This window comes from Pseudonocardia petroleophila (assembly GCF_014235185.1).
Taxonomy (GTDB): domain Bacteria; phylum Actinomycetota; class Actinomycetes; order Mycobacteriales; family Pseudonocardiaceae; genus Pseudonocardia; species Pseudonocardia petroleophila.
Map to the genome: position 1 here is coordinate 1421863 of NZ_CP060131.1, position 13560 is coordinate 1435422.

Sequence of the window (13560 nt, forward strand, 5' to 3'; positions counted from 1 at the left end):
GGTGTCCTACTCCGGTGGCTGCGGCTCGGCTCGTCGATGACGTGACGTCCTACGCGAGCAGCTCGGCGACGCGGGCGCTGCGGGCCCGATAGTCGCGACGCGCCGCGAGCGCCCCGTCCATGTCCACTTCGACGAACCGGGTCCTGGTGTTCGGGGCGGACTGAGCGACGACATCGAGGTCACCGCTGATGACCGTCCCGACCATCATGTATCCGCCACCGGAGACGGCGTCACGGTGCAGGATGATCGGCTCCACCCCGCCGGGGACCTGGATCGAGCCGATCGGGTACGGCGCGTCCACGATGTTCGACGGGTCCTGGCCTGCCCCGAACGGCGGTGTGCGTTCGATGGTGCTGAGCTCCGCTCCCTTGTAGCGGAAGCCGACGCGGTCGGCCACGGGGGTGAGGGTCCATGTCGTCTGCAGGAAGTTGTCCCGGCCCTCTGGGGCGAGGACGTGGTCGTAGAGACCCATCACGACCCGGACCTCGACGTCCTTGCCCAGCGCCGGCAGCAGGTCGCCGGGCAGGACGCGGCCCGGGGTACCTGCGCCGGCCCCGATCGGGAGAGTGTCCCCCGCGACCAGTGGTCGGCCCTCCATCCCACCGAGCGCACCGAGGCCGTAGGTGGCCCGGCTGCCCAGGACGACCGGGACGTCGATGCCTCCAGCGACCGCGATGTACGCGCGGGCGCCGCCCTTGACGAATCCGAAGCTGAGAACGTCCCCGGCCGAGACCGGGAACGACTCCCACAGCGGTCGCGCTTCGCCGTTGATGCGGGGCGGCAGCTCCGCACCGGTGACCGCCACGACAGCATCTTCCGTGAACAGCAGCTCGGGTCCCATGTAGACGACCTCGAGTGCGCCGGCATCGGGAGGGTTGCCGACCAGACGGTTCCCGGTCGTGAGCGAGTACAGGTCCAACGCTCCGGACGGCGGGATCCCGACGTCGTAGTAGCCGCTGCGGCCGGTGTCCTGAACGGTGGTCGACAGTCCCGGCTTACGCACCTCAATCGACACGGAGCACCTCCAGGAGACGGGAGTTGAAGCCGGCTGGGTCATCCAGGAACGGCTGCAGGTTGAACTCGACCTCGCGGGAGCGGATCCGGTAGTCGCGCCGCTCGACCTGCACGAGAGTGTCGTCGTACTCGTCGCGGTCGATCGCTCGGAACGACGCGATGTCGCCGGGCCGGAAGAACACCATGAAGTCGGCGAAGTCCGGGCTGGACTGCGTCGGGTCGTAGATCGGGGCCGGCGTGATGCCGAACATCTGGTAGCCGCCCGCACCACGCACCGAGTAGATGCAGCCGAAGCATCCGCCGTGACCGACCGTCTGTTTGGGCGTGTCGGTGCGGGGTCGCAGATACTTCGGGACGACGAGCTGTCGGTCCTGCGGAACCATCTGGAACATGAACGGCAGGCCGGCCACGAACCCGACCATGGAGGTGAACCACGGCGATCCGGTGTGCGCTGCGATGAAGGCGTCGGCGTCGGGCAGCCCGTTGATCCGCGCGGCGTAGTCGATGTCGGTGGCGTCCGGGTCCTGGTGGCGGTCGCGGAACCTCATCAGCGTCTCGGTGGTCCACGGGTCGCGGTAGAGAACCGGGATCTCCACGACGCGGGTCGACAGGCTGACGTCGCTCGCGTCACCGACCTTCTTCTCGAGGTCCTGCAGGTGTGCGAGCAGCGTGTGCGGCTCGATGACGTCGGGGTCGTAGCGGACCTGGTAGGACGCGTTGGCCGGGCAGATCTCGAGGATCCCGTCCGGGCGTTCCTCCTTCAGTGCGCGGGTGATGGCCATGGCGCGGAAGTTGGCGCGAAGGCTCATCTCCTCGGACAGCTCGACGAAGATGAACTCGTCACCGCCCCAGCTGTAGCGAGCCGGGCTCGCCGTTTCGCTCATCGGGAACCTCCTGCTGACGCGGCCCGCTCGGCGAGCCACTCCTCGAGAGTGCCGGTGTTGAACCGCGATTCGGCGAACCACGGTTGGTCGAGCAGTTCGAGCAGCAGTCCCGTGGTGGTCGGTACTCCGCTCACGACGAGCTCGCCCAGTGCCCGACGCGACCGAGCGAGCGCTGTGGCACGGTCGTCGCCCCACACGATCACTTTGGCGACCAGCGAGTCGTAGAAGGGCGAGACCCGGCTGTCGGGTCCGAGCCAGGTGTCGGTGCGGACCCACGGCCCGCCGGGCAGCACGACCTGGTCGATCCGGCCGGGTCCCGGCATGAAGTTCTTGTCCGGGTTCTCGGCACACACCCGGAACTCCACTGCGTGCCCGCGCGCGACGATGTCGGCTTGGCGCAGCGACAGCGGGTCGCCCGCGGCGATGCGCAACTGGGCGGCGACGAGGTCGATCCCGCTGATCCACTCCGAGACCGGGTGCTCGACCTGGATGCGGGTGTTCATCTCGATGAAGAAGAACTCACCGGACTCGTCGTCGACGAGGAACTCGACGGTGCCCGCGCTGCGGTAGCCCACCTGCTTGCACAATCGGACCGAGGCCGCCGTCATCTCCGCACGGATGCGGTCGTCGATGCCGGGCGACGGCGCTTCCTCGACGACCTTCTGGCGGCGCCGCTGCAGGGAGCACTCGCGCTCGAACACGTGCACGGCGTCGGTGCCGTCGCCCAGGACCTGCACCTCGACGTGGCGCGCGCTGCGGATGAACCGCTCGAGGTACATGCGGCCGTCACCGAAGGCACTGGCGGCCTCGCCCGAGGCCTGTGGGAAGGCCTTCGTCAGTTCGGTCTCGTCCGCCACGACCCGGATCCCACGCCCGCCACCGCCCGCGGCGGCCTTGAGCATGACCGGATAGCCGATCTCGCGGGCGGCCTCGACGGCGGCGGCGACGCCGTCGACACCGTCGGTGGTGCCGGGCACAGTCGGAACGCCGGCGGCCATGGCGACCTGCCGGGCGCGGACCTTGTCGCCCATCTGCTCGATCACCGCGGCCTCGGGTCCGACGAACGTGAGACCGGCGTCGGCGACTGCAGCGGCGAAGGATGCGCGCTCGGACAGGAACCCGTAACCCGGATGGACCGCGTCCGCGCCGGACTCCCGGGCAGCGGCGATGATTGTCTCGCCGACCAGGTAACTCTTCGCGGCAGGAGACGGACCGATGTGCACGACGGAGTCCGCGAGCCTGGCGTGGGCGGCGTCGGTGTCGGCCTCACTCGCGACCGCGACCGTCTCGATGCCCAGGTCTTTCGCCGCCCGGATGATGCGGACCGCGATCTCGCCGCGGTTCGCGATCAGGAGGCGTTTCACCCGTCCACCTCGATCACCAACAGCGGCTGCCCAGCGTCGACCACGGTCTCGCCCTCCACGAGGTACTCGACGACCGTGCCCACCACCTCGGACTCCACCGGGTAGTACGTCTTCATCACCTCGACCAGCCCGACGGTGTCGTCCGCCGCGACCTGCTGGCCGGGCTTGAGGTACTCGGGGCTGCCGGGGTCGGGCCTGCGGTAGAAGACGCCCGGGATCGGGGACACCACCTCGTGTCGGGACATCGGGACCTCGCTTCGTCGATCGTGGGTGGGGTTCGGGGGTTCGGTACCGGGTCAGGAGTGCGCGATCTTCGGGGTGTCCCCGTCCGGGTCGATGTAGATGTCGTCGCCGTCGAGCTTGACCGGGTACCGGGCCAGCTCGGAGTGACCGGGGTTGATCCCCTTGCATGTCGTCAGGTCGAACGTCCACATGTGGTTCGTGCAGATCAGGGTCTTCTTGTCCAGCTCGCCCTCGACGAGTTCGACCTGCTGGTGCGGGCAGATGGCCTGGGTGGCCACCACCTCGCCGCCGTCGAGGTGGACGATGAGGATCTCCTTGTCGCCGACGTCGAACGACTCCATGTCGTTCTCCCAGACGTCATCGAGCGAGCACACCCGTACGAATGCCATTGCAGCCGTGCTCCTATCAGCAGAATCGGTCGTAGTGGAGGTGGTCGGCGGCCACGCCGGCGTCGAGAACCAGGGCCCTCGCGAGCGCGTCGGTCATCGCCGGGGGACCGGCCGCGTAGTAGGTGAAGTCGGTCAGGGATCCCGCGAGGCGGTCGAGGACCGCCTCGTGGAGGAACCCGCGGAAGGGCTCGGCGCCCTCCACCTCGGCGCGTACGCCGTCGTCGTGCTCATCGGAGATCGCTGTGTGCACGTTCAGCGCGCCGAGCTGGCGTCCTGCGAACGCGATCGACTCCGGGATGTGGAGGTCCTTGCGGGTACGGCCTCCGCAGAACAGGTGGACGGTCCAGTCGCGGGAGTCCGGCCGGGCGGCGACGCCGAGCACGATCGAGATCATTGCGCCGAGCCCGGATCCGCCACCGGCGCAGACGATCCGCCGGTTCCCGTCCTCCCGCAGGTACGCGTGCCCGAAGGGCCCGTCCAGCGTGACCTCCGACCCGACCTCGGTGTCGTCGAACAATGCAGCGGTGGCCCGGCCTCCCGGCATCCGCTTGACGACGAACTTCCATTCGCCGTAGCAGTTGCCGAGGTTGCTCATGGAGTACGCGCGCTCGACCTGCCCGTCGGGCAGTGTGATCATCGCGTACTGGCCGGGCCGGAAACCGGCGTGGGACTGCGCCGCGAACACGAACTCCTGCATGTCGTGGGTCAACAGGGTCTTCGAGCGCAGCTGTGCGGTCTGGCGGAACGGCCGGTGCCGGGCCTGGCCGACCATCTGTCCGACCTTGATGGTGCAGTCCGAGCGCGGCTGGCTCTGGCAGGCTAACTTGCGCCCCTTTCGGCGGTCACGGGGGCTGAGACCAGGGGCGTCCGGGCGACGGTCGTGCATCTCGCCCTCAACCAGGTCGTACCGACAGCTCCCGCAACCACCGCTGTTGCATTCGTAGGCCAGCCCGACCCCCGCGCGGAGGGCGGCACGCAGCAGCGTGTCGCCCTCCGCGCAGGCGAAGCGAACGTCGGACCCGTCGACCGAGATGAGATGTTCGGCAGGGGTCGTCATCGCAGAGTCAGCCGCCGAGGCCGAGCTGCCGCTGGAACGCCCGCACTGCACCGATGGCGTTGTCGACGGCTTCGGCGTTCTCCGGGATCTCCTCGCCGTAGGCACGAACGGCCTGCTCGGCGAGCGGCTGCCACTTCTCCACCCACGAAGTCAGGATGGGGACATTGGCGTCGACCTCGAACATCTGCTTGACCAGCGCCCCGGTCCACCGCCGAGACCGCTCGCTGTCACGCAGGTGTGCCTCGGTGAGCAGCGCGTGCAGCAGGTCATCCTGCCGTCGCGCCGACAGCCCGAGCTGGCGCAGGACGATCTCATCCAGTGCCGGCTTGGCGACGATGTTGAGCGCGACGAACGCCTCCGCCCAGTCGAAGGTCGTCAGCTGACGCTCCATCAGCTCCCGGAATCCCTGCCAGGCCGGATGCTCCTCCCACAGCTCGCGCTCGCGCTCGCCGAACCCGGCGCCGGGGTGGGCCAACTTGAGCTCAGCCGTCCGGTACGAGACGTTGGTGACCCAGCGCAGCTGGTCCGCGGCCTGGAAGGCCGCACAGTTGCTGATGGTGCTGGTCGGTGCGATGTGCACCAGGTAGGCGCTGGCCATCTGCACGGTGTGCAGGAGGTACCGGCTCGGCGTGTAGAGCTGCGACAGGGTGGCGACCCACTCCGGCGACAGCCCCTTGTCGTGGCCCTCGGCGTTGTGCTGGTCGAGCAGACCTTCGGTGTAGGTCTCCTGCCCGTCCTGAAGGATGTTGTAAGTCCGGTACACGAGCTCGTCGGGGTCGCGGAACGCGTCCCAGTCCGGGTGCGTGATCGGGCTCTGGTTGCGGTGCTTGCGGTAGTGGTCGGACATGATGCTGTTCGGTCCGACGTCCCACGGCTGCTCGGGGTCGCGCATGTGCCACAGCAGATTGGTCGAGACGATCTCGTACTCACTGGGCTTGCGACGCCGCTTGGTGAGGTGGCTCCAGGTCTTGAGCGGCTTGAGCGGAGTGGTCATTTCCCGGCCTCCTTGACAGGGAAGCCGCTGGTGTCCTGCTTCCCGGTGTAGAAACGGACGATCTCGGTCCCGGTTTCGATGCGACCGACAAACGACGGCATGTTCACTTCCAGCTCGGCGAGCCGGAACGGGCGGCCGAGTTCGGACTCGATGGTCGCGCGGCGCAAGATGCACTCGCCGCCCTCGACCTCGATACGGACATAGGAACCGCGGTCCCGAACGTTGACGGTCCGGCCCGGGTTGTCGATCTCGGCTGCCTGCGCCACAGCGCGGGCGATCTCCCCGGACTGCATGACGGGGCCCGCCGGCCTGGAGATGGCCGCGGTCGTCGCCTCCTCACCCATAGAAGACCTCGATGCACTCAGTCGGCTCCAGGCCGGAGTTGGCGACCGTCATGTCGCGCGGAAACGGCTCGGCCGCGTCCTGCTTGCGCACCCGCAGCACGCGATCGGGCTGCGCCTCGACGTGAATGCCCAGCACGTTCTCCGAGGCGGCCGCGGCCACCTCGTCCATCGTGTTCTCGGAGTCGACGGGGAGCAGCTTGAGGACGAAGTCCCCGTCGAAGTGCGATGCCAGTGGAATCAAAGCCATGTCGAACTCCCTTCTATCTCGCCGTCACGAGCTGCTTGCGGTAGGCGTCGACCCACTTGTAGCCGTGGGCGTCGTCACCGCCGTCGCTGACCACACCGAGGCCCATGTACTCCAGGGCTCCGCCGAGATCGGCCGGCTGGATCTCGCCACCGAGGAACCGGTCGATGAGGTTCTTGTGGCTCTTGTACCGCTCGGGATCGTCTTCGAAGATCCACCTGTCCACCTCGGAAGCGAAGTGGTAGCGACGACCCTCGTGCACGATGGAGATGTCGCGCAGCGTCTGCGACGGCGTGCCGACGATCGGCAGCTGCGACACGTTGCAGATGATCGGCAATGTGCCGGGGACGGTCTTGTCCATCCGGTCGTTGGCCATGTTGTCGATGATCACGTCCCAGACCTTGCCGAACGTGTCGTTCCAGCCGGGGTACTTCTCCTCGAGCCAGTCCCGCTCCTCGGGGCTGACGCCGGCCGCCGGGTTCCACCACAGGGTCGGCCGCCACGAGTAGGTGCCGAGTTGCTGGCCGTGATGGTGCTCGGAGAGATCGCGCAAGAAGATGTCCCAGTACCAGGGCTTCGAGAGCCCGAGGTCCTCGAGGGACTGCATGAACTGGGTGACGATCCACTCCTCCATGAACTCCTTGAACGACGCCTCCCGCACGCTCAGCGGGACGTAGTAGTCCATCGGAATGCCGGAGAGCACCGTGAAGAGCCGGTAGGAGCGCCAGAAGGCGATGTCGATCGTCTTCTGCGCCTTGTCGCGCTGCCCGTTCTCGATCATCATCTGCAGCAGCGGGGTGCCCAGCTGGGCGTGTCGCGCCTCATCGGACTGGATGCTCTGGATCAGCTTGGAGAAGGTGTAGTCACCGGCCTTGGCGGCATCGCCGGAGAGCCCGATGAACTGCAGGTTGGTGAAGCCGGTCTCGAAGGCGAAGTTCGCGCAGATGGCCGTTGAGATGGCGTCGCGGGTCATCAGCATGTCGTCGAAGAAGTGCCGAGCGCCGAGGACGACCCAGTTGTTCGTGTGCATCGCCTGGTGGGACCAGTCGAACTGCCGGTCCTTGCTGACGTACTCGTGGGGGAAGAACAACTGCATCTGGGCGTGCCGGATCTCGTCCAGCATCCCGAAGGTGGCCATGTTGCGCATGCCAGGTGCCTTCGACCACCGGACGTACCGTGATTCCTGGAAGGCGGCGCCGTACTCGACCACCGCCACCGCGGCGTAGTGCTCCTTGAGGATGGAGATCCAGCCCGGATCCGCCTTGTTGTAGAGGTCGGCGCGCTCCAGAGCAGCCTTCACCGAATAGGCGCCGGCGTCCTTCTGCCGCTGGATGTCGACGTACTCGCGGTAGCTGACCTTGTAGGGCTCGTCGTAGGTGCCCCAGACCTCTTCGGGGATGCCGACCCCGCCGCTGAGCTCGGGCGGGAACAGCTCGTCCTGCGTGACGTAACGGGGTGTCCATTCGGTGGTGCGCGCGATGTCGTACCACTGCGCGCGGTCCAGCAGAGCCATGGAGTTGCTCCTCAGGGTGTCGGTGCGTGAACTCGAACGGGGTCAGCTGCCGTGCTCGGATCCGAGCGGTCCCTCGCCGCCCGGATAGACGAAGCTCATGGAGGGCGTGTAGAAGCCGAAGGTGATCTGCAGCGGATCGGCCGGCCGGAGTTGGTACGTGGGGTGGGTGCTGTCGAGGAACTCGAACGACTGCACTTCGAAGTGCTCCGCGATGTCGCAGACGTAGGCATAGCGCCCGCTGATGAACTCGTCGTCGCGACGGGTGATGTAGCGCAGCTGCCCCACTGCCCGCTGCGGTGTACCGATCGACACCCTCGCGGTCGTGCGGATGATCGGGCGGCCGTCGATGTGCGTCGTTGCAACCAGCGTGTCCCCGTCGAGATCGAGTGTGGTGCGGCCGGGCTCGCCCGCCGGCACACCGTGCTCGCGGGCGTATCGGCTCATCACGTCCGAGCTGTTGTAGTAGTGCGTCCACCAGCGGGCGGGGACGCCGACCTCGGTGTCCAGCCCCGCCAGGTCCGCGCCCAGGTAGGTGAGCGAGTAGGCGCCGAAGGTCTCCTCCCCGTCCGAGGACGTCAGATCGGCGCCCTCGACGACGTATTGGTTGATGTAGCAGGTGCGGGCGGCGGCCGGCGTCAGACCTTCCGGGACGAGCTTCGCGACCGCGTCCGGGTCCGCCGGTACCCAGACGAGGTAGAGCGTCCGCGAGTTGGTGATGAGTTGTGGTGGGTGCAGCGACGTGCCCATGGCGTCTCCTTGCGGACCGTCGAAGGTGAGTGAACCGTCACCGAAGAGTGGTCGTCAGGGCGCTCGCCATGAAGTGCGCACGTTGGACAACGACCACGTGACCGGTGCCACTTTGGCGAAACCTGCAGCTCAGAGCTGGTCGTCGAGCTGGAGCGCGATCCATAGCTCCGCCCGGGTGGACGGGTCGTCCATGTCGCGATCGAGCGCCTCGGCCACCTTCCCCATCCGGTAGCGCAGGGTGTGCCGATGGATACCGAGCGCAGACGCCGACGAGTCCGACTGACCGTTGTTGGCCAGGAACGTGCGCAGGGTCGCCCGCATATCGATCTTCGAGACTCGGTCTCGCTCCGTGAGCGGTGCAAGAAGCGCCTGTGCCCAGCCGCGCGCTTCCTCGTTGTCGAGGTGGCGCATCAGTCCGGCGGTGGCCACGTCGCTCGCGAACGCGAGCTTGCCGGCCGAGCCGGGCGCACTGTTGAAGACCGACCGCACCTGCCCCCACGCCTGCGGTAGCTCGCGGCCGGGCACCGGGTCGCTGACGGCGCCGCGCGCGAGCGGGATCCGCCGCAGCAAGGATTCGAGCGTGCGCACGTCCCCCTCGGCCGGTGGCATCAACACGACGACACGGCCCTTCTCCCACTCCGCGACCAGTGCGCAGAGGCTACGCAGGCCGTAGTCACTCTCGGCGTGCTCGAGCAGCTCGACCTCGTAGCCGGGCGGGACGCCGAGCACCGCGACTCGAAGATCCCCCTCGGGGAGGTCCACAGCGAGGGACTCGGCGATCGAGCTCGCGAGGGTCAGATCACCCTCGATCGCCACCTTGAACACCGCGAGCCGGTGCCTGCGCTCGCTGTCCAACAGGCCCCACTCGCTGTGGAGGTCGGCGCACAGCAGGGACACCGCCGTGGTCACGATCGCCTGATCCGCATGGCTCAGCAGCGTGCTGCGGCCGACCGCGAGGAAGCCCCGAACGGTGCTGCGCACGGTGAGCGGCAGGAGAACGACCGACTCGCCCGCCACGGTCATGCTGAGGCTCGACGCACCGCCCGGTTCCCGCAGCCGCGGCAGATCGATGCGCACCCGAGGCAGATGCGTGCGGCCGGCGGGGACGCCCGCACGCAGCGTGCCGTCCTGGTCCAACAACAGCGTCCACCCCTGGATGGCCTTCGCCAGCCGCTCGACGATGGCCCGGGCCGCATACGGCGACAGCGACGCGCGGGAAAGATCCCGTTGGGCGGCGACGGCGTAGTTCAGTTCCTTCTGCCGCTCGTCGGACAGGTAACCGGCGACGAGCCGGCTGATCACGCCGAATCGGGTGGCGGCCGGCACACACAGCACGGGCAGGTCGACGAGGTCCGCGGCGGCGACCAGGTCGGCGGGCACGTCCGGGTAGAAGGAGCTCACCCCGAACCCCAGCGCGACCGCGCCGGACTCCTTGAGCCGGCTCACATACAGCTTGCGGGCCGCCGGGCCCTGGGAGAGCCGGGAGCCCGTCGTCAGCACCAGCTCCCCGCCGTCGATGTACGGCGACGGATCCGGCAGCTCGCTGATCAGCGCCCAGGTCAGCTCGCCGCGCAGGGCAGTGGCCGAACCCGCGATCCGTCGCAGCTCCAGGTCTGCGCGGTCGATCAGGTTCTGAACCGTGAGCGACATCGATCCCTCCGGGACAGCGTGACGCGAGCAAGTTCATGCCTGCGCGCGTGCGTACCCGCCAGCCCGCCCACGCAGGATGCACGGTGCCGCAGCGGGAGTCGACCGCACCGGATGAACCGCAGGCGATGAGCGGTCTGGACAAGCACTGGCGCCGGTCTGTACAACGCGCGCACAGCCGATGCCGTCCAGGCCGGGCACGATCCCGGATCAACCGTCGCGCCGAAGGGAACCCATGCCAGCCATCGTCCAGCGGCGGGAGCTGGGCGCAGGGCGTCCAGTGGTCACCTACCGGACCGCTGGTGACCGGGCCATGCTCGTCGAGTACGGCGATGCGTATCCGGTCGACCTCGCCGTCAACTTCTTCGTGCACGCGACCGCGAGTCACCTGGGTACGCATCCCGTTCGCGGTCTGTTCGAGATCGCCCCTGGCCTGCGCTCACTCCTGATCTACTACGACCCGATCGTGATCTCGCAGGAGAAGCTCATCGCCGCGATGGACGACCATCACGCGGACATCCCGGAGCCGGCATCGATCGTCCTCCCGAGTCGACAGCTGCGTCTTCCGATCGCGTTCGATGACTCCGCCTCGCGGGAGGCCGTGAACCGCTACCGCATCACCATCCGGCCAGACGCGCCCAACGTCGTCGACGGCAACAACATCGACTACATCGTCCGCTACAACGGGCTGGCCAACCGAGATGCCCTGTACGAACGCATCCTCGGGACCACGTGGTGGAACGCCTTCAGCGGGTTCTACCCCGGCCTGCCGTCGCTCCTGCCCCTCGATCCCCGCTCGGAACTCATCGGGCCGAAGTACAACCCGGCCCGGACCTGGACCCCCGAGGGCGCGGTCGCCCTCGGCGGCCCGTGCCTCGTCGTCCATCCGATCGAATCGCTGGGCTCCTACCAGATCTTCGGCCGCACCCTTCCCATCAGCCATCTCTCACCCCGGCGCGTGCGCGCGCACCGCATCGACCCGATCCTGATCCATCCGGGCGACCGCATCACGTTCACCGCGATCTCCGAGGGAGAGCTCATCGAACTGCGCAGGCAGGTCTTCGAAGGCCGCTACGACTACGAGATCGAGCCCGGAAGGTACGCCGTCGCCGAGCACTTCGCGGTGGCGACCGAACCGGCGGTCGTGGCCGAGGCCGGCCGTCGGCGTGCGGCTCGGGCCGCCGCACAGCAGCTGGTCAAGATCCCGTGAGCGCACGCCCCGCCGCAATGCCCATGCTCGAGATCGTCGATCCCGGACTTCAGACGACCGTGCAGGACTACCCGGGCCGGCTCGGACGTCAGTCACTGGGCTTCTTCCCCTGCGGTCCCGTCGACCATCTCGCCTTCCGCGCCGCGAACCTGCTCGTCGGCAACCGGCTGGGGGCTGCCGCGCTGGAGATCCCGCTCGGCCGCTTCCAGGCCAACGTGCTGCACGCCGGCACCATCGCGATCACCGGGCCGGAAACCCATCTCACCGTCAACGGCAAGCCCGTGTCGCTGTGGGAGTCGGTCCCGGTGAAGGAGGGCGACGTCGTCGCGAGCAGCGTCATCCGCGGCCCCGGCTACCGGCTGTACCTGGCAGTTGCCGGCGGTATCGAGGTGCGTGACGCCTTCGGCTCCCGGGCAACGCACATCGTCGCCGGCATCGGCGGCTTCGACGGGCGAGCGCTCGAACGGGCCGACGTCCTCGACGTCGTGGCCACCAACGAACCTGCACGGCGAAAGCGCCTACCTGTCTCCCTCCGCCCGACCTACTCCAACAACTGGGAGGTCGAGACGATCATGGGGCCGCACGCGGACCCGGACTTCCTCACCAACAACGATGTCGAGCACTTCCTCACCGCAACATGGCGCTGCGACCTCAACTCCGACCGGGTGGGCGTCCGGCTCAACCCGCACCGGTTCCAGTGGGCCCGCGAAACCGGTGACGTCGCCGGTGGCCACCCGTCGAACGTGCTCGACAACAGCTACCCGCTAGGCGGCATCCTCGCCTACGGCGACGTGCTGACGATCCTGGGACCAGAGAGCAACTCCTCCGGCGGATTTGCCGTGATCGCGACGATCCCAGAGGCCGCACTGTGGAAGGTCGGCCAGTTCAGGCCAGGCCGTGACACCGTCGTCTTTCGCGCGATCGACCTCGCCCAGGCTGCCGCTCTCCACGACCACGTCGCGCAGGTCCTCGACACAAGGCACCTTGATCGCTCTGGCAACGGCGGCTGAGCCCTGGTCGTCAACCGTGGGGCCCCGAGGCCGAGCTGGCATCGCGGCCGGCCGACGGCACGGCCCGGGCCAGCATCCTCGCGGGCTTCCAACGCCATGGCCGCCGGGCCGAGGTCGTTCTTGCCGATGCCCACTGAGGGCCAGTCCCGCGCTCAAGCCCCCGGCCGTCCGGACGGCTTGTCGTCCCCCGCGTATGTGGGGGTAGTCGCCGAAGGCTTGGCGATCATCCGGCTCTCGGACGGTCGGGATGATCTGCTCGCTGGCAACGATGCAGCTCGGTGCCTCAGGCGCTGGGAGGGCACCCCGCGGCTCGACCGTCGAGGCCGGGGCTTACACCACAGCGGGGACGTGACCGCACGCTGCCCGGTAAGCGCAGACCCAACCCGGGTCGAATCGGCGGCCCAGAGACCTGCTTGGACGTCGAGAAGCGTCGGTGGCTCGTGCGACTCTGGATCCATGGAGGTGACGGAGAAGGACGTTGAGCGCATCCTGCTGCGCAACCTTCGCGTGCCGCTGGACGAGTTCGTCGCGGTGTGGGCGGAGGCGGAGCGCCGAAACACCGAGCAGTCCAAGCGGGGCACCACGGACTGGTACGCCGGGGGCGTGATTGTGACGTGCCGGTGGTTGGCGCGTGCGGTGGTGCGGCCGGCGTCGGGGCCGCGACGGTTGGCCCGGCCTCCGGTGTCCCGGCACGACGAATCCGCTCGTGAGGAGCTGATCGAGGCGGAGTATCTGGCCGCGGAGCTGCTCGACGTTCGCCGGCCGGATCTCGTCGAGTCGCGGGCGGGCTGGTGCGAGGCGATCCGGGCCACCTTGCGGTGGGCATGGCGCAGCTCCGGGACGCCGCCGATCGACGTTCCGGTGCACGCAGCGGGATGACCGCCACCCGCGCCGGCCCTG

At 68.3% G+C, this 13560-nt stretch carries 15 protein-coding genes; 3 read left to right on the forward strand and 12 right to left on the reverse strand.

Features of this window, described 5'->3' with window-relative positions:
* Positions 1–49: 49 nt before the first annotated feature.
* The 12 genes from H6H00_RS07135 to H6H00_RS07190 all read right to left on the reverse strand — a co-directional run bounded on the left by H6H00_RS07135 (position 50) and on the right by H6H00_RS07190 (position 10443).
* Complete coding sequence (locus H6H00_RS07135) at positions 50–1057, reverse strand: 5-oxoprolinase subunit C family protein (RefSeq protein WP_185720532.1); 1008 nt, start codon at positions 1055–1057, stop codon at positions 50–52.
* Entirely contained in the window at positions 1005–1898 is an 894-nt protein-coding gene (locus H6H00_RS07140; protein ID WP_185720533.1) for a 5-oxoprolinase subunit B family protein, read from the reverse strand. The genes H6H00_RS07135 and H6H00_RS07140 overlap by 53 nt, the downstream gene beginning before the upstream one ends.
* Positions 1895–3262: an acetyl-CoA carboxylase biotin carboxylase subunit gene (locus H6H00_RS07145; RefSeq protein WP_185720534.1), complete on the reverse strand. Its 1368-nt coding sequence runs from the start codon at positions 3260–3262 to the stop codon at positions 1895–1897. The genes H6H00_RS07140 and H6H00_RS07145 overlap by 4 nt, the downstream gene beginning before the upstream one ends.
* Positions 3259–3507, reverse strand: a complete 249-nt coding sequence (locus tag H6H00_RS07150; RefSeq protein WP_185720535.1) for an acetyl-CoA carboxylase — start codon at positions 3505–3507, stop codon at positions 3259–3261. Before H6H00_RS07150 ends, H6H00_RS07145 begins: the two co-directional genes overlap by 4 nt.
* Positions 3508–3558: 51 nt before the next feature.
* Positions 3559–3894: a monooxygenase system ferredoxin subunit gene (locus H6H00_RS07155; RefSeq protein ID WP_185720536.1), complete on the reverse strand. Its 336-nt coding sequence runs from the start codon at positions 3892–3894 to the stop codon at positions 3559–3561.
* A gap of 16 nt (positions 3895–3910) precedes the next feature.
* The gene (locus tag H6H00_RS07160) at positions 3911–4951 is read right to left on the reverse strand and encodes a 2Fe-2S iron-sulfur cluster-binding protein (protein ID WP_185720537.1); all 1041 of its coding nucleotides are present in this window, start codon (positions 4949–4951) and stop codon (positions 3911–3913) included.
* A gap of 7 nt (positions 4952–4958) precedes the next feature.
* Complete coding sequence (locus tag H6H00_RS07165) at positions 4959–5945, reverse strand: aromatic/alkene monooxygenase hydroxylase subunit beta (RefSeq protein WP_185720538.1); 987 nt, start codon at positions 5943–5945, stop codon at positions 4959–4961.
* Complete coding sequence (locus tag H6H00_RS07170) at positions 5942–6289, reverse strand: MmoB/DmpM family protein (protein ID WP_185720539.1); 348 nt, start codon at positions 6287–6289, stop codon at positions 5942–5944. Before H6H00_RS07170 ends, H6H00_RS07165 begins: the two co-directional genes overlap by 4 nt.
* On the reverse strand, positions 6282–6536 hold the full coding sequence (locus H6H00_RS07175; RefSeq protein WP_185720540.1) for a toluene-4-monooxygenase system B family protein: 255 nt from the start codon (positions 6534–6536) through the stop codon (positions 6282–6284). The genes H6H00_RS07170 and H6H00_RS07175 overlap by 8 nt, the downstream gene beginning before the upstream one ends.
* Before the next feature lie 13 nt (positions 6537–6549).
* Complete coding sequence (locus tag H6H00_RS07180; RefSeq protein ID WP_185720541.1) at positions 6550–8046, reverse strand: YHS domain-containing protein; 1497 nt, start codon at positions 8044–8046, stop codon at positions 6550–6552.
* 42 nt (positions 8047–8088) lie between these two features.
* Positions 8089–8793 (reverse strand): acetoacetate decarboxylase family protein, encoded by a 705-nt coding sequence (locus H6H00_RS07185; RefSeq protein ID WP_185720542.1) that lies wholly within the window; start codon positions 8791–8793, stop codon positions 8089–8091.
* A gap of 129 nt (positions 8794–8922) precedes the next feature.
* Positions 8923–10443, reverse strand: a complete 1521-nt coding sequence (locus tag H6H00_RS07190) for a PucR family transcriptional regulator (protein WP_185720543.1) — start codon at positions 10441–10443, stop codon at positions 8923–8925.
* Positions 10444–10675: 232 nt separating this feature from the next.
* Here H6H00_RS07190 and H6H00_RS07195 point away from each other — a divergent pair, with 232 nt between their 5' ends.
* The 3 genes from H6H00_RS07195 to H6H00_RS07205 all read left to right on the forward strand — a co-directional run bounded on the left by H6H00_RS07195 (position 10676) and on the right by H6H00_RS07205 (position 13539).
* A complete protein-coding gene (locus H6H00_RS07195) occupies positions 10676–11650 on the forward strand; it encodes a carboxyltransferase domain-containing protein (RefSeq protein ID WP_185720544.1) in 975 nt (324 codons plus the stop codon).
* Between the two features lie 23 nt (positions 11651–11673).
* On the forward strand, positions 11674–12660 hold the full coding sequence (locus tag H6H00_RS07200) for a 5-oxoprolinase subunit C family protein (protein WP_185720545.1): 987 nt from the start codon (positions 11674–11676) through the stop codon (positions 12658–12660).
* 456 nt (positions 12661–13116) lie between these two features.
* Positions 13117–13539 (forward strand): hypothetical protein, encoded by a 423-nt coding sequence (locus tag H6H00_RS07205; protein WP_185720546.1) that lies wholly within the window; start codon positions 13117–13119, stop codon positions 13537–13539.
* Positions 13540–13560: the final 21 nt, after the last annotated feature.

Bases quoted from the DNA above. Each gene is read 5' to 3' on its own strand.
- H6H00_RS07140 (WP_185720533.1), bottom strand. From the start codon at position 1,898: ATGAGCGAAACGGCGAGCCCGGCTCGCTACAGCTGGGGCGGTGACGAG.
- H6H00_RS07170 (WP_185720539.1), bottom strand. From the start codon at position 6,289: ATGGGTGAGGAGGCGACGACCGCGGCCATCTCCAGGCCGGCGGGCCCC.
- H6H00_RS07195 (WP_185720544.1), top strand. From the start codon at position 10,676: ATGCCAGCCATCGTCCAGCGGCGGGAGCTGGGCGCAGGGCGTCCAGTG.
- H6H00_RS07175 (WP_185720540.1), bottom strand. From the start codon at position 6,536: ATGGCTTTGATTCCACTGGCATCGCACTTCGACGGGGACTTCGTCCTC.
- H6H00_RS07185 (WP_185720542.1), bottom strand. From the start codon at position 8,793: ATGGGCACGTCGCTGCACCCACCACAACTCATCACCAACTCGCGGACG.
- H6H00_RS07150 (WP_185720535.1), bottom strand. From the start codon at position 3,507: ATGTCCCGACACGAGGTGGTGTCCCCGATCCCGGGCGTCTTCTACCGC.
- H6H00_RS07200 (WP_185720545.1), top strand. From the start codon at position 11,674: ATGCTCGAGATCGTCGATCCCGGACTTCAGACGACCGTGCAGGACTAC.
- H6H00_RS07160 (WP_185720537.1), bottom strand. From the start codon at position 4,951: ATGACGACCCCTGCCGAACATCTCATCTCGGTCGACGGGTCCGACGTT.
- H6H00_RS07165 (WP_185720538.1), bottom strand. From the start codon at position 5,945: ATGACCACTCCGCTCAAGCCGCTCAAGACCTGGAGCCACCTCACCAAG.
- H6H00_RS07155 (WP_185720536.1), bottom strand. From the start codon at position 3,894: ATGGCATTCGTACGGGTGTGCTCGCTCGATGACGTCTGGGAGAACGAC.
- H6H00_RS07190 (WP_185720543.1), bottom strand. From the start codon at position 10,443: ATGTCGCTCACGGTTCAGAACCTGATCGACCGCGCAGACCTGGAGCTG.
- H6H00_RS07135 (WP_185720532.1), bottom strand. From the start codon at position 1,057: ATGACCCAGCCGGCTTCAACTCCCGTCTCCTGGAGGTGCTCCGTGTCG.
- H6H00_RS07180 (WP_185720541.1), bottom strand. From the start codon at position 8,046: ATGGCTCTGCTGGACCGCGCGCAGTGGTACGACATCGCGCGCACCACC.
- H6H00_RS07205 (WP_185720546.1), top strand. From the start codon at position 13,117: ATGGAGGTGACGGAGAAGGACGTTGAGCGCATCCTGCTGCGCAACCTT.